The organism is Mycobacterium sp. IDUB_36 (assembly GCF_055419225.1).
This window is the reverse complement of the sequence record NZ_JBVAXH010000001.1, coordinates 201,774-226,242: the sequence shown is the minus strand read 5'-3', so window position 1 is coordinate 226,242 and position 24,469 is coordinate 201,774. Positions and strand designations below refer to the sequence as shown.

At 66.9% G+C, this 24,469-nt stretch carries 24 protein-coding genes; 15 read left to right on the top strand and 9 right to left on the bottom strand.

Annotation, left to right across the window (positions count from 1 at the left end; translation table 11 throughout):
* Window positions 1-14 precede the first annotated feature (14 nt).
* Window positions 15-1,022, top strand: a complete 1,008-nt coding sequence (locus tag ACZYW1_RS00975; protein ID WP_463782517.1) for a VWA domain-containing protein — start codon at window positions 15-17, stop codon at window positions 1,020-1,022.
* Here the strand turns inward: ACZYW1_RS00975 and ACZYW1_RS00970 are convergent.
* Together ACZYW1_RS00970 and ACZYW1_RS00965 are read right to left on the bottom strand one after the other, a co-directional pair.
* Window positions 1,019-1,966, bottom strand: a complete 948-nt coding sequence (locus ACZYW1_RS00970; RefSeq protein WP_463782515.1) for a Brp/Blh family beta-carotene 15,15'-dioxygenase — start codon at window positions 1,964-1,966, stop codon at window positions 1,019-1,021. The two genes, ACZYW1_RS00975 and ACZYW1_RS00970, sit on opposite strands and share 4 nt — an antisense overlap.
* Before the next feature lie 143 nt (window positions 1,967-2,109).
* Window positions 2,110-2,994 (bottom strand): bacteriorhodopsin-like, encoded by an 885-nt coding sequence (locus ACZYW1_RS00965; RefSeq protein WP_463782513.1) that lies wholly within the window; start codon window positions 2,992-2,994, stop codon window positions 2,110-2,112.
* A 138-nt stretch (window positions 2,995-3,132) separates the two neighbouring features.
* Between ACZYW1_RS00965 and ACZYW1_RS00960 the strand changes: the two genes are divergently transcribed.
* From ACZYW1_RS00960 to ACZYW1_RS00945, 4 genes are read left to right on the top strand one after another with little or no spacing between them, the layout of a single operon-like run.
* Window positions 3,133-3,783: a TetR/AcrR family transcriptional regulator gene (locus ACZYW1_RS00960; RefSeq protein WP_463782511.1), complete on the top strand. Its 651-nt coding sequence runs from the start codon at window positions 3,133-3,135 to the stop codon at window positions 3,781-3,783.
* Between the two features lie 9 nt (window positions 3,784-3,792).
* Window positions 3,793-4,560 carry a 3-oxoacyl-ACP reductase FabG1 gene (gene fabG1, locus ACZYW1_RS00955; protein WP_463782508.1) on the top strand — a complete coding sequence of 256 codons (768 nt, stop codon included), beginning with the start codon at window positions 3,793-3,795 and terminating at the stop codon, window positions 4,558-4,560.
* A 35-nt stretch (window positions 4,561-4,595) separates the two neighbouring features.
* The gene (gene inhA / locus ACZYW1_RS00950; RefSeq protein WP_463782506.1) at window positions 4,596-5,405 is read left to right on the top strand and encodes an NADH-dependent enoyl-ACP reductase InhA; all 810 of its coding nucleotides are present in this window, start codon (window positions 4,596-4,598) and stop codon (window positions 5,403-5,405) included.
* Window positions 5,406-5,421: 16 nt separating this feature from the next.
* The gene (locus ACZYW1_RS00945; RefSeq protein WP_463782504.1) at window positions 5,422-6,435 is read left to right on the top strand and encodes a ferrochelatase; all 1,014 of its coding nucleotides are present in this window, start codon (window positions 5,422-5,424) and stop codon (window positions 6,433-6,435) included.
* On the opposite strand, the gene ACZYW1_RS00940 is transcribed toward ACZYW1_RS00945, so the two are convergent.
* Entirely contained in the window at window positions 6,432-7,292 is an 861-nt protein-coding gene (locus tag ACZYW1_RS00940) for a hypothetical protein (RefSeq protein ID WP_463782503.1), read from the bottom strand. The two genes, ACZYW1_RS00945 and ACZYW1_RS00940, sit on opposite strands and share 4 nt — an antisense overlap.
* Window positions 7,293-7,350: 58 nt before the next feature.
* On the opposite strand from ACZYW1_RS00940, the gene ACZYW1_RS00935 reads away from it, so the two are divergent.
* From ACZYW1_RS00935 to ACZYW1_RS00920, 4 genes are all read left to right on the top strand, one after another.
* Window positions 7,351-7,785 carry an NfeD family protein gene (locus tag ACZYW1_RS00935; RefSeq protein WP_463782501.1) on the top strand — a complete coding sequence of 145 codons (435 nt, stop codon included), beginning with the start codon at window positions 7,351-7,353 and terminating at the stop codon, window positions 7,783-7,785.
* Window positions 7,786-7,810: 25 nt separating this feature from the next.
* Window positions 7,811-8,956: an SPFH domain-containing protein gene (locus ACZYW1_RS00930; protein WP_463782500.1), complete on the top strand. Its 1,146-nt coding sequence runs from the start codon at window positions 7,811-7,813 to the stop codon at window positions 8,954-8,956.
* Between the two features lies 1 nt (window position 8,957).
* Window positions 8,958-9,314, top strand: a complete 357-nt coding sequence (locus ACZYW1_RS00925; protein ID WP_292976105.1) for a DoxX family protein — start codon at window positions 8,958-8,960, stop codon at window positions 9,312-9,314.
* Between the two features lie 227 nt (window positions 9,315-9,541).
* A complete protein-coding gene (locus tag ACZYW1_RS00920) occupies window positions 9,542-10,867 on the top strand; it encodes an MFS transporter (protein WP_463787620.1) in 1,326 nt (441 codons plus the stop codon).
* Between the two features lie 107 nt (window positions 10,868-10,974).
* Here the strand turns inward: ACZYW1_RS00920 and ACZYW1_RS00915 are convergent, their stop codons facing one another.
* The 5 genes from ACZYW1_RS00915 to ACZYW1_RS00895 form a co-directional block, all read right to left on the bottom strand.
* Window positions 10,975-11,208 carry a hypothetical protein gene (locus tag ACZYW1_RS00915; RefSeq protein ID WP_463782498.1) on the bottom strand — a complete coding sequence of 78 codons (234 nt, stop codon included), beginning with the start codon at window positions 11,206-11,208 and terminating at the stop codon, window positions 10,975-10,977.
* Window positions 11,209-11,311: 103 nt separating this feature from the next.
* Window positions 11,312-12,058, bottom strand: coding sequence for a TVP38/TMEM64 family protein (locus tag ACZYW1_RS00910; protein ID WP_463782496.1), 747 nt, complete (start codon window positions 12,056-12,058; stop codon window positions 11,312-11,314).
* A gap of 25 nt (window positions 12,059-12,083) precedes the next feature.
* A complete protein-coding gene (locus ACZYW1_RS00905; protein ID WP_463782495.1) occupies window positions 12,084-12,650 on the bottom strand; it encodes a NifU family protein in 567 nt (188 codons plus the stop codon).
* Complete coding sequence (feoB, locus tag ACZYW1_RS00900; RefSeq protein WP_463782493.1) at window positions 12,647-14,560, bottom strand: ferrous iron transporter B; 1,914 nt, start codon at window positions 14,558-14,560, stop codon at window positions 12,647-12,649. The genes ACZYW1_RS00905 and feoB overlap by 4 nt, the downstream gene beginning before the upstream one ends.
* Window positions 14,557-14,841 (bottom strand): FeoA family protein, encoded by a 285-nt coding sequence (locus ACZYW1_RS00895; RefSeq protein WP_463782491.1) that lies wholly within the window; start codon window positions 14,839-14,841, stop codon window positions 14,557-14,559. Before ACZYW1_RS00895 ends, feoB begins: the two co-directional genes overlap by 4 nt.
* A gap of 177 nt (window positions 14,842-15,018) precedes the next feature.
* Here ACZYW1_RS00895 and mutA point away from each other — a divergent pair, with 177 nt between their 5' ends.
* The 6 genes from mutA (at window position 15,019) to ACZYW1_RS00865 (ending at window position 23,897) form a co-directional block, all read left to right on the top strand.
* Window positions 15,019-16,899, top strand: a complete 1,881-nt coding sequence (gene mutA, locus ACZYW1_RS00890; protein ID WP_463782489.1) for a methylmalonyl-CoA mutase small subunit — start codon at window positions 15,019-15,021, stop codon at window positions 16,897-16,899.
* Between the two features lie 5 nt (window positions 16,900-16,904).
* Entirely contained in the window at window positions 16,905-19,166 is a 2,262-nt protein-coding gene (gene scpA, locus ACZYW1_RS00885) for a methylmalonyl-CoA mutase (protein ID WP_463782487.1), read from the top strand.
* Window positions 19,167-19,170: 4 nt separating this feature from the next.
* Complete coding sequence (gene meaB / locus ACZYW1_RS00880) at window positions 19,171-20,169, top strand: methylmalonyl Co-A mutase-associated GTPase MeaB (RefSeq protein WP_463782486.1); 999 nt, start codon at window positions 19,171-19,173, stop codon at window positions 20,167-20,169.
* Window positions 20,170-20,211: 42 nt separating this feature from the next.
* A complete protein-coding gene (gene lipL / locus ACZYW1_RS00875) occupies window positions 20,212-21,477 on the top strand; it encodes an esterase/beta-lactamase LipL (RefSeq protein WP_463782485.1) in 1,266 nt (421 codons plus the stop codon).
* Window positions 21,478-21,495: 18 nt separating this feature from the next.
* Complete coding sequence (locus ACZYW1_RS00870; RefSeq protein WP_463782483.1) at window positions 21,496-22,077, top strand: carboxymuconolactone decarboxylase family protein; 582 nt, start codon at window positions 21,496-21,498, stop codon at window positions 22,075-22,077.
* Between the two features lie 83 nt (window positions 22,078-22,160).
* Complete coding sequence (locus ACZYW1_RS00865) at window positions 22,161-23,897, top strand: AMP-binding protein (protein ID WP_463782481.1); 1,737 nt, start codon at window positions 22,161-22,163, stop codon at window positions 23,895-23,897.
* Here the strand turns inward: ACZYW1_RS00865 and ACZYW1_RS00860 are convergent.
* Window positions 23,894-24,463, bottom strand: a complete 570-nt coding sequence (locus tag ACZYW1_RS00860; RefSeq protein WP_463782480.1) for a class I SAM-dependent methyltransferase — start codon at window positions 24,461-24,463, stop codon at window positions 23,894-23,896. The genes ACZYW1_RS00865 and ACZYW1_RS00860 overlap by 4 nt on opposite strands.
* Between the last annotated feature and the right edge of the window lie 6 nt (window positions 24,464-24,469).

The following is a 24,469-nucleotide window of genomic DNA, read 5'->3' as shown; positions in this document are numbered from 1 at the left end:
AAGAGGGGTCTGCGATGACACTGCCCCTGCTCGGGCCGATGACGCTCTCCGGGTTCTCCCACGCGTGGTTCTTCTTGTTCCTGGTCGTGATCCTGGTGATCGTCGCGCTGTACGTCTTCGCGCAGTTGGCCCGGCAGCGCCGGATGCTGCGGTTCGCCAACATGGAACTGCTGGAAAGCGTTGCGCCCAAACAACCCACCCGCTGGCGGCACCTGTCGGCGATTCTGCTGGTGGCCTCGTTGTTGCTGTTCACGGTCGCGATGGCCGGGCCGACGCACGACGTCCGGATTCCGCGGAATCGCGCGGTCGTCATGCTCGTCATCGACGTCTCGCAGTCGATGCGGGCCACCGATGTCGAACCCAACCGGATGGCGGCGGCCGAAGTGGCGGCCAAGGAGTTCGCCGGCGAGCTGACACCCGGCATCAACCTCGGCCTGATCGCCTACGCCGGGACGTCGACCGTGCTCGTCCAGCCGACCACCAATCGCGACGCGACCAAAGCCGCGCTGGACAAGCTCCAGTTCGCCGACCGGACCGCCACCGGCGAGGGCATCTTCACCGCGCTGCAGGCCATCGCCACCGTCGGCGCCGTGATCGGCGGGGGCGACACTCCGCCGCCGGCCCGCATCGTGCTGTTCTCCGACGGTAAGGAGACCATGCCGACCAACCCGGACAACCCGAAAGGCGCCTTCACCGCGGCTCGTACGGCCAAGGACCAGGGCGTGCCGATCTCGACGATCTCGTTCGGCACCCCGTACGGCTTCGTCGAGATCAACGGGCAGCGTCAGCCCGTGCCGGTCGACGACAGCACCATGAAGAAGGTCGCCGAACTCTCCAACGGCACCCACTACGACGCCGCGAACCTGCAGGAGCTCAAGCAGGTCTACGCCTCGCTGCAGCAGCAGATCGGCTACGAGACGATCCGCGGCGACGCCAGTGTCGGATGGCTGCGACTGGGTTCGCTGGTGCTGGCACTGGCCGGACTCGCGGCACTGCTGATCAACCGCCGCTTGCCGACCTAGTTCGGCCGGGTCGTCGCGAGGTTCGGCTCCTCGAGATCGTCAGACGCCGCGCCGCGGGCGCGGTGAGCCGCGGCGCGGTCCAGCCACAGCACGACCACGGCGTGCGGCACTGTGAGGGCGAGCAGCAGGCGCAGCACGTCGGCGACCACTGCCGTCGGGTCAGATGCGGACACCGTGAACCAGCCGAGGGCCGCCAGCACAATCCAGGCCGCAAGCGAGGGTGGAGCGGCCAGCAGGGCCAGCCGCCGCACCGCCGCGCCGGTCCGGCCAATGGTCAGCAAGGCAACGCAGCCGGACTCGACGGTCAACAGACGGCCGCAGTGGCGCAGCGCGTGCCACCCGCCGAACCACACCGCGAACGCGACGAGCGGCGGCGCGACTATGCCCACCGCGCCGACGATGATGATGTCGAGAGCAACCGTGAGATGACCTGACCTCAACGAGCCGACGATCGCGACGAGCGCCGCCAGCAGCCACACTGCTGCCAGGCCCTGCTGCACCCGAGTCTGGCCGATCACCGTTGCCAGGGCCGGCGAGACAGTGGTCGCCACAGCGCTGAGCTGATCGCCGCAGCGAGCCAGCGGCAGCAGCAGCGCGCCACAGCCGGCAACGACGATCGACGCGCTCGTTGCGGGCCCTGGCCGCCAGTGACACAGCCGATGCACCACCTCGAGTTCCCCCAAACCGAAGTGCAGGGCGCTGAGCGCCACCGCGATGATCAGCGCGGTCGGGTCGGCCCATTGCAGCAGCGCCCAGGCACTGACGGCTACTCCGGCGTATACCGCGGCGACCAACACCATGGGTCGGCCGACGGCCAGACGCACCGCGATCACGTGGTCGGCCGCGCCGTGCGGGACTCCGGCCACAAAGCCCAACCCCGCGATGATCAGGGCGACAGGTGCACTGATCGTGGCCAGCCCGGTGAAGGCGACAGCCGTTCCCAACAGAACGAACCTCGACCATCTCGCGGCCGTTGCCAACGGGTCAGCGCAGCGATTCTCCCCGGGACGAGCGTCCCGGGGAGAGCGGTCCGGTTGCTGTGGCACAGCCCGAGCCTTCGCAGGACTACTGCGACTGCCGGGCGGCGCTACGCGGTCGCTGCAGGAGCGTCATCGGCACTGGCGATGACGCGGGGTTTGGTGACACCGTTCCCTTGGGAGTAGGCCGGTGCCTCGCCGTGCACCCCTTCGTCCGCGGCGAAGTCGGGGTCATCGGCCTGCGACTTCAACCGGGCGATCTTGTAGATCAGTAGGCCGTAGAGGCACTTGGCCAAGATGTCGGCCACCGAGTAGCCGGCCTGCTTGGCCACCCACGCCGACGCGCCCGCATGCGACGCGTACAGCGGGATGATGTAGGCGATGGGATAGACGCCCCAGGTGGCCACCAGCAGGTACCTGAGCCTGCTGACGGTGGTGCGCACGGCCTCGGGCTGACGGTCCAGCGAACGGGTCAGCTCGACGAACAGGACATACAGGATGTAGAGGAAGGGGATCGTGGACAGCAACCCGAAGGCGTTGCGGATACCGTGGTCGCCACTGATCTCGCCGGGATAGCCGAGCGCGATCATCAGGGCTGACGCCGGGATGAGCCGGTAGAGCAGCGAATTCTGCACTTTGCGGGCCAGCGCCAGAACGACGATGAGCTCGGTGAGCAGCAGCGGGACAGTCAGTAACCAGTCGACGTAGCGGTAGGCCTCGTTGAATGACTCTCCGATCGCCTGGACATAGTTCCCGCGGCCGCCCTGGGAAGTGGTGACGAATGCCGCCTTGAACGAGTCGAAAATGCGAAAGTAGTGGTAAGCGGCGATGCCACAGACCATCGCGGAGATCACGATGGCTTGCCGGTATCGTGCCAACACCCGTCGCTGGGCGGCGATCAGGAAGATCGCGGTGAACAGCTGAGCCGCAGTGGCGAAAGACAGCAGGTTGTAGACCGTGTCGAATTGGAAGTGGGTTAGTTCGTTAGGGATCATCATTGAGCCTTTGAACTCGGCGGGAAAGGATGAATCGAACTGTACACTAATGAACCATTCGTTCAGTAGAGAATTGAGAGGTCAATTTTGGCCGACTCGTTCAGTGAGTGGTCTCCGGGTGCGACGGACGGTGGCCTGATGGCCGTCCACGAGTCCCGGGTACCTGGTCAGACGACCGAGGACAACCGCATCGCGCGGACCCGGGCCGATGTCGCCCGCACTGCCTTTGCCGTCCTCGTCGAGGAGGGGTCAGAGGCGCTCACGCATGCCCGAGTGGCCGAGCGGGCGGGTTACTCGAAAACCACCCTTTACCGGCACTGGCCGACGAGGGCCGACCTGGCCGCCACGGCGCTCAGCCCGCTCCGCATTGCCGCCCACCGCGAGTTGACCGGCGACGTTCGGGCCGACCTGATCGCGCAACTCACCGCTTTCGGGCACTTGGTCCTCGAGCTGCGTCTCGATCTCGTACTTTCGGCGATGGCCCAGTGGGCGACCGACGACGCGATGCGGCAGCTGAGAGACGAGATCAACGCAGAGGGGCAGCGGCCGATCCGGCGCATTCTCGAACAGGTCTTCGAGGGTCCTGAGCTGGAAGCGTTGATCTCCATGCTGTCGGGCGTCATTGTCTGCCCGGCGCTGATGTTCGGGACGGCGCCCGGGCCGGAGGGGATCGAGGCCGCGGTCGACGTCGTGCTGCGCAGCGCCGACCACACGCGCCGCCCGAGTGACAATGGAGACCGCGACGGCCGGGGTCGGCCCGATTCGGGCGCCGCGACGCCGAGACGCTAGGTTTGCGAGGTGACCGACACGGCGACCGATACCACAGCCGAACCCGCAAGTGATTGGGGCAGACCCCCATTCGTGTCCCGGTCCGTGCTCGTCACGGGCGGTAACCGCGGGATCGGGTTGGCCATTGCGCAGCGACTGGCCGCCGACGGCCACAAGGTCGCCATCACGCACCGCGGATCGGGAGCGCCCGAGGGACTCTTCGGCGTCGAATGCGATGTCACCGACGGCGCAGCCGTCGATCGCGCGTTCACTGCCGTGGAGGAGCACCAGGGTCCGGTCGAAGTGGTGGTGTCCAACGCCGGCGTGTCCGCAGATGCCTTCTTGATCCGGATGACCGAGGAGCGTTTCGAAAAGGTCATCGACGCCAACCTCACCGGAGCGTTCCGGGTCGTCCAGCGGGCGTCGCGCAGCATGCAGCGAAAGCGGTTCGGCCGCTTGATCTTCATCGGTTCGGTGTCGGGCACCTGGGGCATCGGCAACCAGGCCAACTACGCGGCGTCCAAGGCCGGCGTGATCGGGATGGCCCGCTCGATCTCCCGGGAGTTGTCCAAGGCCAACGTGACGGCCAACGTCGTCGCCCCGGGATACATCGATACCGATATGACCCGTTCGCTCGACGAGCGGATCCAGGAAGGCGCGCTGGACTTCATCCCGGCGAAGCGGGTGGGCACTGCGGCCGAGGTCGCCGGTGTGGTCAGCTTCCTGGCGTCCGAAGACGCGAGCTACATCTCCGGTGCGGTCATCCCGGTTGATGGCGGCATGGGCATGGGCCACTGACGAACATCCACGACTAGGACGGACGAGAAACAGGCATGGCAGGACTGCTCGAAGGCAAAAGGATCCTGGTCAGCGGGATCATCACCGACGCGTCGATTGCGTTTCACATCGCCAAGGTGGCTCAGGAAGAGGGCGCTCAGCTGGTGCTGACCGGCTTCGACCGGTTGCGGCTGATCCAGCGTATCGCCGACCGGTTGCCGGCGAAGGCGCCGTTGATCGAACTCAACGTGCAGGACGAGAAGCACCTCGACACGCTGGCCGAGCGCGTGACGGCCGAGATCGGTGACGGCAACAAGCTCGACGGCGTCGTGCACTCGATCGGGTTCATGCCGCAGACCGGCATGGGAATCAACCCGTTCTTCGACGCGCCCTACGAGGATGTGTCCAAAGGCATTCACATCTCCGCATATTCGTACGCCTCGCTGGCCAAAGCGCTGCTGCCGATCATGAATTCCGGTGGTTCCATCGTCGGCATGGACTTCGACCCGACGCGGGCGATGCCGGCGTACAACTGGATGACGGTGGCCAAGAGCGCGCTGGAGTCGGTCAACCGGTTCGTGGCGCGTGAAGCCGGGAAGTTCGGTGTCCGATCCAATCTTGTTGCGGCCGGCCCGATCCGGACGCTGGCAATGAGCGCCATCGTCGGCGGAGCGCTCGGCGACGAGGCGGGCGCGCAGATGCAGTTGCTCGAAGAGGGCTGGGACCAGCGGGCGCCGATCGGGTGGAACATGAAAGACCCGACTCCAGTGGCCAAGACGGTCTGCGCCCTGCTGTCCGAGTGGCTACCGGCCACCACCGGCACGATCGTCTACGCCGACGGCGGCGCCAGTACGCAGTTACTGTAGCGCGCAATGGATTACAGTGCTTTTTGACGCGGTTCTGCTGCTGTCCTTCGGGGGGCCGGAAGGACCCGAGCAGGTGCGGCCGTTCCTGGAGAACGTCACCCGGGGCCGCAATGTGCCACCTGAACGGCTCGACGACGTCGCGCAGCACTACCTGCATTTCGGCGGGGTCTCACCGATCAACGGGATCAACCGCGACCTGATCGCCCGGCTGGAAGCCGAGCTGGACATACCGGTCTACTTCGGCAACCGCAACTGGGCGCCGTACGTCGAAGACGCGGTTGCAGCCATGCGCGACAACGGCATTCGTCGTGCAGCGGTCTTCACCACGTCGGCGTGGAGTGGATACTCCGGTTGCACACAGTATTCCGAGGACCTCGATCGGGCGTTGCGGGCGGCCGGCTCCGACGCGCCCGAGCTGGTCAAGTTGCGTCGCTACTTCGACCACCCGCTCTTCGTCGAGATGTTCGCCGACTACGTCGCCGCCGCGGCGACCACGGTGCCCGCCGACGCGCGGCTGGTATTCACCGCACACTCGGTGCCCGTCGCCGCCGACGATCGCCTCGGACCGAAGTTGTACAGCCGCCAAGTGCGTTATGCCGCAAGCCTTGTCGCAGCGGCCGCCGGGTACGACGACTACGACGTGGTGTGGCAGTCGCGGTCGGGCCCACCGCAGGTGCCGTGGCTGGAGCCCGACGTCGGTGACCATGTCGCCGAGCTCACCGAGGCCGGCGTGAAAGCCGTGATCGTCTGCCCGATCGGCTTTGTCGCCGACCACATCGAGGTGGTGTGGGACCTCGATTCCGAGCTCCGCGAGCAGACCGACGCGGCCGGCATCGCCCTGGCCCGAGTCGGTACACCCAATGCCGATCCTCGCTTCGCCCGACTTGCCGTGGATCTGATCGACGAACTGCGCCAAGGTCGCCCGCCCGCACGCGTGAGCGGGCCGGACCCGGCGCCCGGCTGCACGGCCGGTGTCAACGGCGAGCCGTGCCGTCCGCCGCACTGCGCCGCCGAGGTGTGGTCGGGCTAGCCGCCCTGCCACGCCGCGTGCAGAATCGCGGTCAGCGCGGCCGTGCGCGCCGAGCGCACCACCGCGGCCAGCGGCCGTAGCGCGTCGGTGGCGATCTGTGCCTCCGACAGCGACTGGGTGCCGATTCTGCTCAACCCCGCGCTGACGGTGATGATCGCGTCGACGTGGGCCGCGTTCTCCAGGACCCGCAGTGCCCGCGACGGCGCCGGTTCGGGAATCTGGTGATGGCGTGTGGATTCCAGTAACTGCTCGACCATTCCGCGTGGATCGTCGACATCGACGCCGGCCGACCCCAACCCGATCGTGGTGAGCGCGTCCGCGGCAGACCGGACGGCCAATCGCAGCTCGTATTCGGCCTCGCCCAGCTCGATGTGGTCGAGTGCCGGAGCGCCAGGTAGGGAATAGACCGTCCAGGACAACGCCGCCAGTTCGGGTACCACGAGTTCGTCGTCGGAGTCGTCGTACTCGAACTCAGGCACCAACCCGACGGCCTTGCCGGGATCGTCTGGGTGGGCGACTATCACGGCCTCACCGGCGGCCATCGCGTCGTGCTCGAACTGTGTGCCCGGCGCCAAGCCGCGGCTGTCGCCGGGAATCGGCAACACCACCGTGATCGACGGGGTGCCGGTGGACGACCGTCCGGCGGCCTTGCGGAGTGTCTGCAGCAGAGAAACGACACCGGGATTGTTGACATCGGGCCACGGCAGGCCGGTGTGTCCTGCTGCGACGGCGTCATACGCGGTTACGGATTGCGTTGGAGCCCAACAAGACAACGCGTCCAAGACGTCGTCCGGCGCGGCCTGACCGGCCAGCCAGGCGTTGGCCCAGACTGAGAGCGTTGCGCTTGGGCACCACATGGATTCGCAGTCTAGTTGTTCGCCGTGGGCACGGCCGATCTCGCGATATCCTTTCGGCATGTCTGCGGCCGTGATCTGGCTGATCGTCGCGATAGGACTGGCCGGTACCGAGGCGCTCACCGGCGACATGTTCCTGCTCATGCTGGGCGGGGGCGCACTGGCCGCGTCCGGATCCAGCTGGCTGCTGGACGCGCCGATCTGGGTCGACGGCGCGGTGTTCCTGGTGGTGTCGGTGCTGCTGCTGGCACTGGTCCGCCCGGCGCTGCGACGCCATCTGACCCCGGCGAAGAGCCTGACGACGGGTATCGCCGCGCTGGAGGGCAAGTCCGCGCTGGTGCTCGACCATGTGGCCCGCGACGAGGGCCAGGTGAAGGTGGACGGTCAAGTGTGGACCGCGAGGCCATTGAATGAGGGAGACGTGTTCGAACCCGGCGAACAGGTCACCGTCATGCGTATCGATGGGGCCACTGCGGTGGTCTGGAGAAGTCCATAACCCCCTAAGAGCTCTAGGAGATCTGATGCAAGGTGCAACTGCCGGGCTGTTCTTGTTCGCCGTGTTGGTGGTCTTCGCCATCATCGTGGTGGCCAAGTCCGTGGCACTGATTCCGCAGGCCGAGGCCGCGGTGGTGGAACGGTTGGGCCGCTACAGCAAAACCGTCAGCGGGCAATTGACCTTGCTGGTGCCTTTCATCGACCGCATCCGCGCGCGGATCGACCTGCGTGAGCGGGTGGTGTCGTTCCCGCCGCAGCCGGTGATCACCGAGGACAACCTGACGCTGAACATCGACACCGTCGTCTACTTCCAGGTGACCAATCCGCAGGCCGCGGTCTACGAGATCAGCAACTACATCGTCGGTGTCGAGCAACTGACCACCACCACCCTGCGCAACGTGGTCGGCGGCATGACGCTGGAGCAGACGCTGACCTCGCGCGACCAGATCAACGGCCAGCTGCGCGGCGTGCTGGACGAAGCCACCGGACGCTGGGGCCTGCGGGTGGCGCGGGTGGAGCTGCGCAGCATCGATCCGCCTCCGTCGATCCAGGCCTCGATGGAGAAGCAGATGAAGGCCGACCGCGAAAAGCGCGCGGTGATCTTGACCGCCGAGGGTATGCGCCAGGCGTCGATCACCCAGGCCGAGGGTGAGAAGCAGTCCCAGATCCTGGCCGCCGAGGGTGCCAAGCAGGCCGCGATTCTGGCTGCCGAGGCCGACCGCCAGTCCCGGATGCTGCGGGCGCAGGGTGAGCGCGCCGCGGCCTACCTGCAGGCCCAGGGCCAGGCGAAAGCGATCGAAAAGACATTCGCGGCCATCCGGGCCGGCCGGCCAACGCCGGAAATGCTCGCCTACCAGTACTTGCAGACGCTGCCCAAGGTGGCCGAGGGCAGCGCGAACAAGGTGTGGGTGGTGCCCACCGACTTCGGGACGGCACTACAGGGCTTCTACAAGTCGCTCGGCGCCCCCGGCGACGACGGCGTGTTCCGCTTCGCGCCGTCACCGGTCGACGACACCCCGGCCGCACCGGAGGATGACAGCGATGTCGCCGACTGGTTCTCCACGGAGACCGATCCGGCACTGGTTCAGGCGGTGGCCAAGGCGGAAGCCGACGCGCGCAAACCGGTCGACGAGGTGCTGGCACAACCGCGGCACCACCAGTTGGAGCAGTGACGTGAGCGCTCTGACGTCGCCGAAAACCTACGCCGGGCTGGCCGCACTGCAGGCCGGGGACGCGGTCGCGTGCGCGATTCCGGTCGCGCCGATCACGAAAAGCCTTGATTCGCTTGGCGTTCCGCAGGACATCCGCTGGGTGCTCCCCACTGCGAAAGCGGCGTCGGCGGTCGGGTTGCTCTCCGCGAGCCGAGCGCCGGCGTTGGCCCGGCTGACCACGGCGATGCTGACGCTGTATTTCGTGCTCGCGGTGGCCGCGCATGTTCGCGTTCGCGATCGAATCGTGAACACCCTTCCGGCCGCCTCTTTCCTGGCGCTCTACGCCGTCCTGACCGCAAAGGGTCCGAGCCCGGAGTAGCGGACCGGCGACGACACCGGGTTCTGCCAGCTGAGGACCGCTCTTCGGGGCCCAGATACCCCGGCCGCCGGTCGGCCCCGCCGTCGGCCTGAGTCACCATGAGCTTTGAAAACGGTATGTAATGGGTACCTGGCCTGCCGATGAACACACCACGCCGGCGGACCGGTCTGGGTCGGCGCCGGCGCAGATGGACCCGCGAGCAAATCCAGGTCACCGACCCCGAGATGATGCGCCAGTCGCTCAAAGGCGCCTCGATCGGCAACTTCATGGAGTGGTACGACTTCGGGGTCTACGGCTACATCGCCACGGTGATCGCGCAGGTCTTCTACCCGGGTAACAGCGTCAGCGCCGTCCACCTGCTGGCCACCTTCAGCACCCTGGCAGCGGCGTTCGTCGTGCGGCCGATCGGCGGGCTGATCTTCGGCCCGGTCGGCGACCGCATCGGGCGCAAGAGGGTCCTGGTGATCACGATCGTCCTGATGACGATCGGCACCACCGGAACCGGCCTGCTGCCGGGGTACAGCACCATCGGGATCTGGGCGCCGATCCTGCTGGTCGTCGCTCGGGTGTTCCAGGGCCTGTCTACCGGCGGCGAGTATGTCGGGGCGATGACCTACATCGTCGAACAGGCTCCTGACCGCAAACGCGGCATGGTGGTCGGGTTTCTGCCGCTGGGCAACCTGGCCGGGTTCGTGGCGGCCGGTCTGGTCGTCACCGGGCTGCAAACCACGCTGTCGAACCACGACATGCTGACGTGGGGGTGGCGCGTACCGCTGCTGCTGAGCGCGCCGCTCGGTCTGGTCGCGATATTCATGCGGACACGACTGGAGGAGTCGCCGTCATTTCAGGGTGAGACAGCGCACACGGCGTCCGACGGCGACTCCGGACAATACCGGCGCACGATCGCCGAACAGTGGAAGCCGATGCTGATCTGTGCGGCCCTGGTGTACACCTCGAACGCCGCCGACTACATGCTCACCGGATACCTGCCGACCTACCTCAAGGTGTTCGTTCACATCAGCCACACGTCCGGATTGACGATGATCACCCTGACGCTGACGATCCTGGCGATTCTGCTGGTCCCGGTGGCCTCGCTGTCCGACCGGATCGGAGTCAAGCCGATCATGCGGACGGGGTGCGTGCTGTTGATCGTCGCGTCCATCCCGGCGTTCCTGCTCATCCGCGAGGGCGCCGGCCTTCTGCTGGTGTTCCTGGGTGTGCTGCTGCTCGGTCTGATGGAACTGTGCTTCGACAGCACATCGCCCGCCACGATGCCGGCGCTGTTCCCGACCAACGTCCGCAACGGCGCGCTGGCGATCTCCTACAACGTCTCGATATCGGCGTTCGGCGGAACCACTCCACTGATCGCGCAGGCGTTGGTGTCCGGCACCGGAAACCAGATGGTGCCGGCGTACATGTTGATCGTCGCCGGGGTGGTCGGCTTCGTCACGCTGGCGTTCACCCCCGAGGTCGCCGGCAAGCGGTTGCCCGGATCGCCACCCACGGTCGAAACCGAGGAAGAGGCACGCGAATTGGTGGAGGGCCGCGACTAGCCGGCGCCCTCCCTGCCGGAAGCCCCCACGGTAAAGCACTGAGAGACAAGCAAAGTGGGATTCGCCGCCGGATTCAACGCCCGAACCCTGTGCGCGCCGGACTTACGCTAGTGCGGCGTGCCGGGCGGGCAGGGCGGTGGATAGTTCGGGATTCCGGCACTACCGCGGCCGCTACCCGGCCCGACGCGGGGGTAGGGCCAACATTTCTTGGCTTTGTGTGGGGCTGTGGGCGCGGTCGGGTCCGGTGCGGGGTCGGCCGGCGCGGCATTGGCGACGCCGATGCCAAGGATCAGCGTCGCGGCGATCGCCGCCGCCGTCGGAGCCAAGTGCTTGACGTTCATGGCCGTTGCCTCTCAGACGGGTAAACCCGTCACCGCAACCAAAGTGCTTCAGTTTTTCAGTCTATAGAGGAATCGGTGCGCGCGCCGCAACGCGCGCGGGGCGTTATCGGCGCAGCGCAGTCGCGTCGTCGGTGCCGGCCGCCGCGGGGCGATGGTGGCGGCGGAACTGCCGGATTTCGTAGCCGAACAACGCGAGCCCGACCAGACCCGTGCACAGCGACACCAGAAACAGCAGCGGGCTGACGTGGCCGGTGAGCGCGTCGCCGAGAATCACCACCGCTGTGGTGCCGGGTAGCAGGCCGGCCAGGGTGGCGAGGGTGTACGGCAGCACCCGTACCCCGGACGCGCCGACCGCGTAATTCAGCGGCGCGAACGGCACCGCGGGAATCAACCGCAGCGACACCACCGCGACCCAACCACGCTCGCGCAGCCGGGCATCGAGTCGGTCGACCGCGTCATGGCGCACCAGCCGGTTCAGTTGCCAGCCGGCCGCCCGGACCAGGGCCAGCGCGATCAGCGCGCTGACCGTGCTGGCCGCGACCGCCAGCGTGACCCCGAGCAGCGGACCGAACAGCAATCCGGCGGCCAGGGTGAACGCCGTCCGGGGGAACGGCAGCACGGTCACCACGATGTGAGCGGCCAGAAAAGCCAGCGGCAGCCACGCGCCCATCGACGTCGACCAGTCCCGCAACTGCACGGCCGTCGGCAATCGCACGAGTAGCGCGGTTGCGACCAGAGCGACGACCACCACGGCCGTCAGCACCAGGCGGCGCCGGGACACCTGACGAGCGGCGGCAGCCACCGCGGAGCCCAGCGGGCGCAGCGTGTCGACGATTCGGTCGCTCGTCACAGGGTGCAGCCTACGGTCCACTACGTCAGCGGACGAACAGCGACAGCAACTTCCGGCCCAATGGCATTGCCGCCGAATCGTTTTCACTGTGTACCGAGACGTCTCGGCCGGACCGCGCCCTCAGCTCGCGCTGCAACTTGTCGTGCAAGGTGCCGGCGGCCGCGGGACAACCGTGACAAGCTCCGGACAACCGGACGTTGACCGTGTCACCGTCGACCGACAGCAGTTCGATCGAGCCGCCATGCGATTCGGCCAGCGCCCCGATCGGTCCGGCGAGCAGTTCGGCGGCGAGTGCCGCGAGAGCGGCGGCCTCGTCGGTCGCTTCGACGTGCCAGCCGGCCGGATCCTGCAGGGCCTGCGACAACGCCGAGCGGACGTCGTCGCCCCATTCTCGCCAGCCCCTGTCGGGGTGCAGGGTGATCAGCACATCGGTTGAGCGCACCTCGATTTCGTCGATCACGCCGTCGTCGAGCAGCATGCCGAGACGTCCCGGCGCCTGTTGCACGGTGCCTCGAGCCCCCAACCGGTCAGCGGCGACCACCCAGCGCAGCCGCTGCGGGTCGGCGGTGGCGGTGGCATGAATCGGGATCATGCGCCCAACCCCAGCGCGATCGAGCGCGCGGCGAATGCCATCACCCAGGCCAGAACGAACATGTAACTGAACGCAAAGGCCGGCCAGCGCCAGGTGTTGGTCTCCCGGCGCATCACGGCGATCGTCGACATGCACTGCAGGGCGAACATGAAGTAGACCATCAACGCGATCACGGTGGGGGCGGTGAAGATTCGCCCGCCGTGATCGTCGGTCATGGTGGCCAGCGCCTGCTTCGGGGAATCGGGGTCCGTCGCCGCCGCCACCTGGCCCAGCGTCGAGACGAACACCTCGCGCGCCGACAACGAGCCGACCAGCGCGATATCGGTGCGCCAGTCGAAGCCCAACGGTGAGAACACCGGTGCCACAGCGCGACCCAGGCCGGCGGCGTAGCTGTGATTCATCACGTAGGCGGTCGCTTCGGTAGCCTCCATGCCTCGGGTCTGTGCTTCGCGGACCGGCAGGTTGAGCAGGGCCCACAGCACCAGCGAGGTGGCCAGGATGATGGTGCCGGCTTTGCGCAGGAACACCCGGGCCGCGCTCCACATCGCGGCCAGCATCGCCTGCGGTGACGGAAGCCGGTAGGGCGGCAGCTCCATGGTGAAGGGCAGCAGATCGCCGCGCAGGATCGTGGATTTGACCACCAGGGCGGCCACCAGCGCCGACAAGCCGCCGCCGAGATACAGCAGGAACATCGTGACGCCCTGCGCGCTGAGCCCCCACCAATGGGTCTGCGGCGCCACCAACAGGCCGACCAGCAGCGTGTAGACCGGTAGCCGGGCCGAGCACGTCATCAGTGGTGCGGTGACGATCGTGGCGATCCGGTCGCGCGACGACGGTAGCGTCCGGGTCGCCATGATGCCCGGGATCGCGCAGGCGAACGACGAGAGCATCGCGACGAAGGCGCGGCCCTCCAATCCGGTTCTGGCCATCACCCGGTCCATCAGGAACGCCGCGCGCGACATGTAACCGACGCTCTCCAGGAAGGCGAGCAGGCAGAACAGCAACACGATCTGCGGAATGAACTGCAGCACGGTTCCGACTCCGCCGATCAGGCCCTGGCTGAGCAACCCGCGCAGAACGGGATTACCGACGTGATCGGAGACCTGCCCGCCGAGCCAGGTCAGGGCGCTGCCGATGCCGTCCCGCAAAGGCGCCGCGGCGGTGAACAGGACCTGGAAGAAGTAGAACATCACCGCGAAAAACGTGATCGTGCCCCACAGCGGATGCAGCAGCACCCGGTCGATCCGCTGGGTGCGTCGATCTGGCTGCGGGGCCGCGTAAACGGCCGCGTCGAGGACGGACTGGCCCCAGGCGTCGATCTCCGCCGGCTCGGCGGGGGGCAGGACCGGCGGACGTGACCACTGCTCGAACGCCCCCAGCCGCATCCGCAGGTCGTCGATGCCCGAACCGTGATGGGCGACCACCCCGGATACCGGGATGCCCAGCGCCGTCGCCAGGGCGTCGGTGTCGATCCGGCCGCCGCGAGCGGCCAACTCGTCGCCCATTGTCAGCACCAGCAGGCACGGCAGATCCAGTCGGAGCACCTGGCCGATCAGCAGTATCGACCGGCGAAGCGTGGTGACATCGGCAACCAGCACCAGCGCGTCGGGTGGGTCGATGCCCGGGTATCGACCAGCCAGCAGGTCGGTCACCACCTGCTCGTCGGGACTGATCGGGTCGAGGCTGTAGGTGCCGGGCAGGTCCTCGACGGCGACAGCGACGCCTCCGGCGCTGGTGGTGCCGACACTGCGGCCGACCGTGACACCCGGATAGTTGCCGGTCTTGGCGCGTAACCCGGTCAGGTGGTTGAACACACTGGTCTTGCCCGCATTCGGACTGCCGACCAAGGCCACCCGCCGCACGCCGGCGACGGCGACCGCCGACCCTTCGACGTCGTGACAGGCCGTCATCGGTCCACGTCGGGGGATACCTCGATGAGCTGAGCCTCGCGACGGCGCAAGCACAGCTCGGTGTCATGGATCCGGTAGATCGTCGGGTCGCCGAGCGGTGCCCGACGGATGACGTCCACGCTTGCGTTCGCGCGAAAGCCCAACTGCCCGAGGCGGTTTGCGATAAGCGGATTGGCCTGCGCGACTGTCCCGAGCACGATCGCCCGCGTTCCGGGCGCCAGTTGCGCGAGCACGGTCACCGAGTCCGATTGATCGCGTGCGCTCTGCGGTCGAGTACGCATGATCGCCCTAACGTTAGCCGGTCTACCTTAGTAAGGTACTCCTCACCTGGGCGGGCGTCATGGCTCGTCAGGTGCCGTCGCCTCAGTGTGTGCCTCGACACTATTGGGCATCATTTAGCCTGGTGGTCGGGTGACAGACCAGCGTCGGGATGTCACGTGCTGGACAAGGAGCCGCCGGTGTCAGTCGATGTGTCCGCCGAGCCTGCCGACCTCACACAGGCCCGCGCCCGCTGGCGTACCGCGGTGGCCGGAGTCCTCGCCAAAAGCACTCGACGTGACGCCGACGAACTCGGGCCCGAGCCGGAGCAGATGCTCGAAACCCCGACGTACGAGGCCGTTGCGATCCGGGCCCTCTACACCGCGCTCGACGAGCTGCCCGAGCCGCCGCTACCCGGAGAGTGGCCCTTCCTGCGCGGGGCCGACGCCTTGCGCGACGTCAAGTCCGGCTGGAAAGTCGCCGAGGCCATTCCGGCGAATCGAGTTGCCGGCGTGGCCGCCGACGACGTCAACTCCGCGGTGCTGGCCGCTCTCGCCGAGGGCGTCAGCGCACTCCTGGTACGGGTGGGGGAGTCGGGTGTCGCGCCGGAGCAGCTGCGGACGGTGTTCGACGGCGTCTACCTGAGCATGGCGCCGGTGATTCTCGACGCCGGCGCCGACTACCAGGCCGCTTCGGAAGTGCTACTGGAGCTGGTGAGCCGGGTCGAGGACGACCAGCGCGCGATCCTGTCGGTCGACCTGGGGGCCGATCCGCTCACCGCGCCACTGAGCGACCGGCCCGCCCCGGCGATCGAGCAGGTCATCAGCATTGCCACCACCGTCGCCGACGACCACGGAGTACGCGCGATCACCGTCGACGGCCCGGCGTTTCACAATCTCGGAGCGAATGCGACCTGGGAGCTGGCCGGCAGCATCGCCGCGGCGGTGTCCTACCTGCGGGTGCTCACCGAGTCCGGCCTGCCGGTGGCCAAGGCGCTCGCGCAGATCAGTTTTCGGTTGGCCGCCGACGACGATCAATTCCTGACGATCGCCAAAGTCAGGGCGCTGCGCCGGCTGTGGGCGCGGGTGGCCGAAGTGGTCGGCGAACCGGACAGAGGCGGTGCGGTGGTGCACGCCGAGACCTCGCTGCCGATGATGACCCAGCGTGATCCCTGGGTGAACATGCTGCGAACCACGCTGGCCGCCTTCGGCGCCGGGGTCGGTGGCGCCGACACTGTTCTGGTGTTTCCCTTCGACGTCGCAATCGACGGTGGATTTCCAGGCATGGCAACAAGTTTCGCGCGCAGGATGGCTCGCAACATTCAGCTGCTACTGCTCGAGGAGTCGCACGTCGGCCGGATCCTGGACCCCGCCGGCGGCTCGTGGTTCGTCGAGGACCTCACCGACCAGCTGGCCAACCAGGCTTGGCAGAGCTTCCAAGCCGTGGAGCAGCAGGGCGGATTCGTCGATGCGCGCGACTACATCGCCGAACAGATCGCGGAGATCGCTGCCCGGCGCGCCGACGACGTCGCCCATCGCAAGACCGCGATCACCGGGGTCAACGAGTACCCGAACCTGACTGAACCCGGCCTGCCGCATAGTGATTCGTCGTATTCGCCGCTCGCCGCCGGCAAGCTGATCCGCTACGCGGCCGAGTTCGAGGCACTGCGTGACCGCTCCGACGCCTATCTGGCCGGTAACGGTTCGCGTCCTCGAGTTCTGTTGCTGCCGCTCGGACCGCTTGCCGAACACAATATTCGGACCACTTTCGCGTCGAACCTGTTGGCGTCGGGTGGCATCGAAGCAATCAACCCGGGAACCGTCGACGCCGGCCGGGTTGCCGAGGTGGTCGCCGACGCCGGAGCCCCGGTGGCCGCGGTGATCTGCGGTACCGACAGCCGGTACGGCGCCGAGGCCTCCGCTGTCGTCGAGGCGGCCCGCAGCGCCGGGGTGCCGCACGTGTGCCTGGCCGGTCCGAAGGAAGCGGTGGCCGAGGCCGATCGACAGCCCGACGAGTTCTTGACGGCGAAAATCAATGCAATAGAAGCTCTTTCGAACCTTCTCGACCGGTTGGGGGCCTGACGATCATGACGACCACGACGCCGGCTGTCGGCAGCTTCGCCGAGGTGCCACTGCGCAGCGACCGTGCCGTCGCGCAGCCGACCGATGACGCTGTGCAGGAACATGTCGCGGCCGCGGCCGAAGCCCATTGGTACACACCGGACCAACTGGTCTGGCACACCCCGGAAGACATCGAGGTCAAGCCGGTCTACATCGCGGCGGACCGCACTGCCGTGCAGTCCGACGGCTATCCGCTGCACACCTTCCCCGGTGAGCCGCCGTTCGTGCGTGGTCCGTATCCGACGATGTACGTCAACCAGCCCTGGACGATCCGTCAATACGCCGGATTCTCCACGGCAGCGGAGTCGAATGCGTTCTATCGCCGCAACCTGGCCGCCGGGCAGAAGGGCCTGTCGGTCGCGTTCGACCTCGCCACCCACCGCGGCTACGACTCCGATCATCCCCGGGTTCAGGGTGATGTCGGAATGGCCGGCGTCGCAATCGATTCGATCCTCGACATGCGGCAGTTGTTCGACGGCATCGACCTGTCGACCGTGTCGGTGTCGATGACCATGAACGGCGCGGTGCTCCCGATTCTGGCCCTGTACGTAGTGGCCGCCGAGGAGCAGGGGGTGCCGCCGGAAAAGCTGGCCGGCACCATCCAGAACGACATCCTCAAAGAGTTCATGGTGCGCAACACCTACATCTATCCGCCCAAGCCGTCGATGCGCATCATCTCCGACATCTTCGCCTACACCAGCGCCAAGATGCCGAAGTTCAACTCGATTTCGATCTCCGGCTACCACATCCAAGAAGCCGGCGCCACAGCGGATTTGGAGCTCGCGTACACCCTCGCCGACGGTGTCGACTACATCAAGGCCGGCCTGGACGCCGACCTCGACATCGACAAGTTCGCGCCCAGGCTGTCCTTCTTCTGGGGCATCGGGATGAACTTCTTCATGGAGGTCGCCAAGCTGCGGGCAGGCCGGCTGCTCTGGAGTGAGCTGGTCGCCCAGTTCAACCCGAAGAGTGCGAAATCGCTGTCGCTGCGCACTCATTCGCAGACCTCGGGGTGGTCGCTGACCGCGCAGGACGCGTTCAACAACGTCGCGCGTACCTGTATCGAGGCGATGGCCGCCACGCAGGGCCACACCCAGTCGTTGCACACCAACGCACTCGACGAGGCGCTGGCCCTGCCGACCGACTTCTCGGCCCGCATCGCCCGCAACACCCAACTGCTGTTGCAGCAGGAATCCGGCACCACCCGGCCGATCGACCCCTGGGCCGGCTCGTACTACGTCGAATGGCTGACCTACCAACTCGCCGAGCGCGCTCGCGCCCACATCGCCGAGGTCACCGAGCTCGGCGGGATGGCGCAGGCCATCAGCGAGGGCATTCCGAAGCTGCGCATCGAAGAAGCGGCGGCGCGCACCCAGGCCCGCATCGACTCCGGCATCCAACCGGTGATCGGGATCAACAAGTATCAGGTCGAGGAGGACCAGGAGGTCGAGGTCCTCAAGGTCGAGAACAGCCGGGTGCGCTCCGAGCAGCTGGCCAAACTCGAGCAGCTGCGTGCCGACCGGGACCCGGCAGCGGTCGAGGCGGCGCTGGCCGAGCTGTCCCGTGCCGCCGAGGCGCACTCTGGCGGAGCCGGCAAGGGAGATGGAGACGGTCTCGGCAACAACCTGCTCGCGCTTGCGATCGACGCCGCCCGCGCCAAGGCAACGGTCGGCGAGATCTCCGATGCGCTCGAGCGGGTGTACGGCCGCCACCAGGCCGAGATCCGAACCATCGCCGGCGTCTATCGCGACGAAGCTGGAAAGGCCGAAAACATGGCATCGGCAACCGAACTCGTCGAGAAATTCGCCGAGGCCGACGGTCGGCGACCACGGATCCTGGTGGCCAAAATGGGGCAGGACGGCCACGACCGCGGACAGAAGGTGATCGCAACGGCGTTCGCCGACATCGGATTCGACGTCGACGTCGGCTCGCTGTTCTCCACCCCGGACGAGGTGGCCCGTCAGGCCGCCGACAACGACGTGCACGTGGTCGGTGTGTCGTCGCTGGCGGCCGGTCACCTGACGCTGGTGCCCGCGTTGCGCGACGCGCTGGCCGAGGTCGGGCGCTCCGACATCATGGTGGTGGTCGGCGGCGTGATCCCGCCCGGCGACTTCGACGAGTTGTACGAAGCGGGCGCCACCGCGATCTTCCCGCCCGGCACCGTGATCGCCGACGCCGCCATCGATCTGCTGCACAAGCTGGCCGAGCGACTCGGATACGACCTCTAGCCGCATGGCGACTGACAACGGCGACGGCATCGACGAACTCGCCGCGGCGGTACGCAAGGGCGACCGGTCGGCGCTCCCGCGGGCGATCACCCTGGTGGAGTCGACTCGAGCGGACCACCGCGACCGGGCCCAGCAGCTGTTACTCCAGCTGATGCCGGCCGCCGGTGACGCCCTGCATGTCGGCATCACCGGAGTCCCGGGTGTCGGCAAGTCGACCACCATCGAAGCGCTCGGCATGTATCTGATCGGCCGCGGCCACCGCGTCGCGGTTCTGGCCGTCGACCCGTCGTCGACCCGCACCGGCGGATCGATCCTCGGAGACAAAACCCGAATGCCGCAGCTGGCAACGCATCCCGACGCCTACATCCGTCCGTCGCCGACATCGGGCACGCTCGGCGGCGTGGCCAAGGCGACCAGGGAGACCATCGTGCTGCTGGAAGCGGCCGGGTTCGACGTGATCCTGGTGGAGACCGTCGGTGTCGGCCAATCCGAAGTCGCAGTGTCCAACATGGTCGACACCTTCGTCTTCCTGACCCTGGCACGCACCGGCGATCAACTGCAGGGCATCAAGAAGGGGGTGCTCGAACTCGCCGACATCGTGGTGGTGAACAAAGCCGACGGTAACCACCTGAACGAGGCACGCAAAGCCGCCCGTGAACTCTCCGGCGCGATTCGGTTGATCTATCCCCGCGAAACCCTGTGGCGCCCTCCGGTGCTCACGATGAGTGCGCTGGAGGGCACCGGGTTGGACGAGTTGTGGGACACCGTCGAGCGGCATCGGGACACGCTCACCGAGGCGGGCGACTTCGAAGCGCGGCGCCGGGCCCAACAGGTGGACTGGACGTGGCAGATGGTCCGCGACACAGTGCTGGACCGGGTGATGTCGAACCCCGCGGTCCGCAAATCCCGGGCGGAGGTGGAGCGCCGGGTCTTGACGGGCGAATTGACCCCCGCCCTGGCCGCTCAGCAAATATTGGAGCTAGCTTCCATAACGGATGGATGAATTCCACTTCGTTTGTAGAGTTAACCAACTAGGTTTGATCCCATGACCCTCGAAGTAGTGGGCAATCGCCGCTCTGTGCTGCCGCGCGGAGTTCGTGGCGCAGCCGATCCTCATTTCGCCTGCGCGGTGCGCAGCTTCGCCAGCACGTTCCACGGCAGCCGATTCGGCGGCGGGGCGCTGGCGGTCTACCTGGACGGAGAACCCGTCGTCGACGTCTGGACCGGCTACGCGGATCGGCGCGGACGGGTCCCGTGGACCGCGGATTCGGCGACCATGGTGTTCTCCGCGACCAAGGGGATGGCCTCCACCGTCGTTCACCGACTCGTCGACCGCGGGTTGATCGAGTATGACGCCCCGGTCGCCCAGTACTGGCCGGAGTTCGGCGCCAACGGGAAGGCCGACATCACCGTTCGCCAGATGATGCGGCACCAGGCCGGATTGTCGGCGCTGCGCGGCGCAACCAAGGCCGACCTGCTGGACCACGAGTTGATGGAGCGCCGGCTCGCAGCAGCGCGGCCGGGTTACTCGTTCGGTAAATCGGCCTACCACGCGCTGACGTACGGGTGGCTGCTGTCGGGGCTGGCGCGCGCGGTCACCGGTAAGGGCATGCGGGAATTGATCCGCACCGAGTTGGCCGAGCCGCTGGGCACCGACGGCCTGCATCTGGGTCGTCCACCTGCCGGCGCCCCGACCAAGGCCACGCAGATCATCATGCCGCAGAGCGCTTTTCAGAATCCGGTGTTCAACGCGGTGGCGCCGATGATCGCCGCGATCCCGCAGGCCGCCGGTTTCAGCTCGATGTACTTCCCGGGAGTGAAAGCCGTTGCCCAGGGTGACGTTCCACTGCTGGACGCCGAGATACCGGCGGCCAACGGGGTGGCCACCGCGCGCGGACTGGCACGCATGTACGCCGCGATCGCCAACGGCGGCCGGATCGGCGGGACCCAGTTCCTGTCGCCGGAAGTGGCGGCCGGGTTGAACGGACGGCGCAATCTGCGGCCGGACGGCAACCTGGTCATACCGCTGGCCTTCCACCTCGGCTACCACCGGCTGCCCCTCGACGTCGTGCCGGGCTTCGGGCACGTCGGGCTCGGCGGTTCCGTCGGGTGGGCCGACCCGGATCATGGCCTGGCGATCGGCTTCGTCCACAACCGGCTGCTGACTCCGTTCGTACTCGCCGACCACGCCGGGCTCGTCGCGACCAGTGCACTGTGCCGACTGGGTGCGACCAGGGCACGCCGGGACGGTTTCGAGCGAGTGACCGACTTCGGTGCGCCGTTCCGGGAAGCGGGAGCCGTTGCCGGCTAACCGGTTCGACCTGAGATCGTGACCGCCGACCGGGAAGGCCGGGTACCCCGTCTGTCGCTGGACGAGGCCAAAGCCGCGGCGGATGAAGCGAGCGTTCCGGACTACATGGCCGAGCTCGCGATTTTTCAGGTGTTGTTGAACCATCCCAAACTCGCGTCCGGACTCAACGATCTGCTGGCGAGAATGCTGTGGCAGGGCAGGCTGAATTCGCGCCTGCGCGAGCTGGCAATCATGCGGATCGGCTGGCTGACGGCCTGTGAATACGAATGGGCGCAACACTGGCGGGTTGCACAGGGCCTCGGGGTGAGCGCAGACGATCTTCTCGGCGTCCGGGATTGGCAGTCCTATGCCGGATTCGGCTCGACGGAGCAGGCGGTGCTGGCTGCCACCGACGACGTGGTGCGCGACGGCGTGGTGAGCGAGCAGAGTTGGGCGGCGTGCCGACAGGCGTTCGGGGCCGACCACGCGCTGCTGGTCGAGCTTGTCACCGCGATCGGCGCATGGCGGATGGTCTCGTCGATTCTGCAGAGCCTGCAGGTGCCGCTCGAGGACGATGTGCAGAGCTGGCCTCCGGACGGGCAGCATCCACCGAATAACTGACTGACACGTCAGTCAGTGTGGCGCAAGGCTTTTCATGAGCATTTGCAATTGCGCCGGCAGCCTGCACCGGTAAGGTGAGGAAGGTGGCCGAACCGTCCATTCCCAGCGTTCTGCGCGAGCGTGCGAGCCTGCAGGCTAATGAGAAGGCGTTCACTTACATTGACTACGAGCGGGATTGGGACGGCTTCGCGGAGACGATCAGCTATTCGCAGCTGTACCGACGGTCGCTGAACGTCGCGCAGGAAATACGCCGGCACGGCTCGACCGGCGACCGCGCCGTCATCGTGGCGCCCCAGGGGCTGAGTTACATCGACGCGTTCTTCGGGACGCTGCTGGCCGGGCTCATTCCGGTGCCGCTCTCGGTTCCTTCGGGTGGTGCCGTCGACGAACGGGTGAAATCGGTTCTGCTCGACGCGGCTCCGTCGGTGGTCCTGACGACATCTGCGGTCGCGGCGGAGGTGTCGAACTACCTTGCCGCGCAGCAAGATGGTCCGACGCCGTCTCTCCTCGAGGTCGACCTGGTGGATGTCAACGCGCGGAGCACATTTCGGCCTAGCCGCGAGACGCGCACCGACACCGCGTATCTGCAATACACGTCTGGGTCGACCCGTGCGCCGGCTGGAGTGGAAGTCACCTATCGAAATCTGATGGCCAATTTCGAGCAGATGTTCGCGGACTATTTCGCGGCCACCGGCGGCATCTCGCCACCGGGCACCACGTTCGTCTCGTGGCTGCCGTTCTATCACGATATGGGCCTGCTGGTCGGCGTGTGTATACCGTTGCTGGCGGGTCACCACGCGGTGCTCACCAGTCCGGTGTCGTTCCTGGCACGTCCCGCACGGTGGTTGCAACTGCTGGCCGACTATCCGCACACCTTCTCGGCGGGGCCGAATTTCGCGTTCGAGGTGGCGGCGCGCAAGACAACCGACGAGGACCTGGCCGGCCGAGATCTCAGTGGTGTCATCGGCATCATCAATGGCAGCGAACGGGTGCAACCGGCGACGTTGAAACGTTTCAGCGAGCGGTTCGCGCCGTTCAACTTTCCCGCGACGGCCTTGCGCCCCTCGTACGGGATGGCGGAGGCGACCGTGTACATCGTGACCCGGGAGCCCGGCGAGCCGCGGGTGGTTCACTTCGATTCCGCCGCCCTGTCCGACGGCCGCGCGGAGCGATGCGAAAGCTCAGACGGCACAGCGCTGGTCAGCTACGGAGTGCCCCGTTCGCCCGTCCTCCGAATTGTCGACCCCGACGGCAAGGTCGAATGCCCGGCAGGGACCATCGGTGAAATCTGGGTGCACGGCGACAACGTCGCCACCGGCTACTGGGGTAAGCCCGACGAGACCGAGTACGCGTTCGGCGCACAGCTGTCCGAGCCTGCTCCGGGCACCCCGGCGGGGCCGTGGCTGAGAACCGGCGACCTGGGATTCTTCGACGACCGCGAATTGTTCATCATCGGCCGGATCAAGGATCTCTTGATCGTCTACGGCCGCAACCATTCTCCCGATGACATCGAGGCGACGATCCAGGTGATCACCCGCGGCCGTTGTGTCGCGATAGCGGTGCCTGACGACGGCACCGAGAAATTGGTCGCCATCGCCGAACTCAAGAACGGTATCCACTCCCACGAGGACGCGGTCGAACAAATCACCAGCGTGAAAAACAACGTCACGTCAGCTGTTTCCACGTCGCACGGACTGAGCGTCGCTGACCTCGTGCTGGTGTCGCCGGGTTCGATCCCGCTGACCACCAGCGGCAAGGTCAGGAGGCGGGCCTGCGTGGAGCAGTACCAGCAGAACCGTTTCGCCCGCCTCGATGCCTAGCCGCGTCGTGAGAACGCGAAAAGCCTTTGGTTCTGCCAGCCTTCCTCGTGTACGAGCACAAAGCCACGTTGATCCAGCAGCGATCGAATCTCGTCCTCGCAGTAGCTGTTCAGCCACCCCGCTTTGAGGCGGCCGACGGACCCGGCGGCGCGACGCGGCGAGTAACGACCGCCGCGCGCGCAGGCATATGACAGCACGAGATTCGGAACGAGCTCGGCCAGCCAGTCGAGCATCGTCGGCATGTCGCGCATGTATTCCAGCACCCCCATCAGCACCGCGACGTCGTAGGTGTCGGAACCGAGGTCCGGAAGTGGTCGCAGATTGAGGTCGCAGACGATCGTTCCCGGCCCACGATCGACGATGTCGGACGGGGTGTAGATGCACGACCGGTCCAGGTGCCGCTCGAAAACCCGATTGCCCGCACCGAATTCGATGACACGGCTGTCCACTGGCACCAACGCCGCAGCGCGTTGGCTCCGGGACTCCCAGGAGGCGAAGATATTGCGGGAGTCGGCCCAGCGGCTGTAATCGGTCTTCTGCCGCAGCGCGGTGATCACTTTCGACATCGTCTA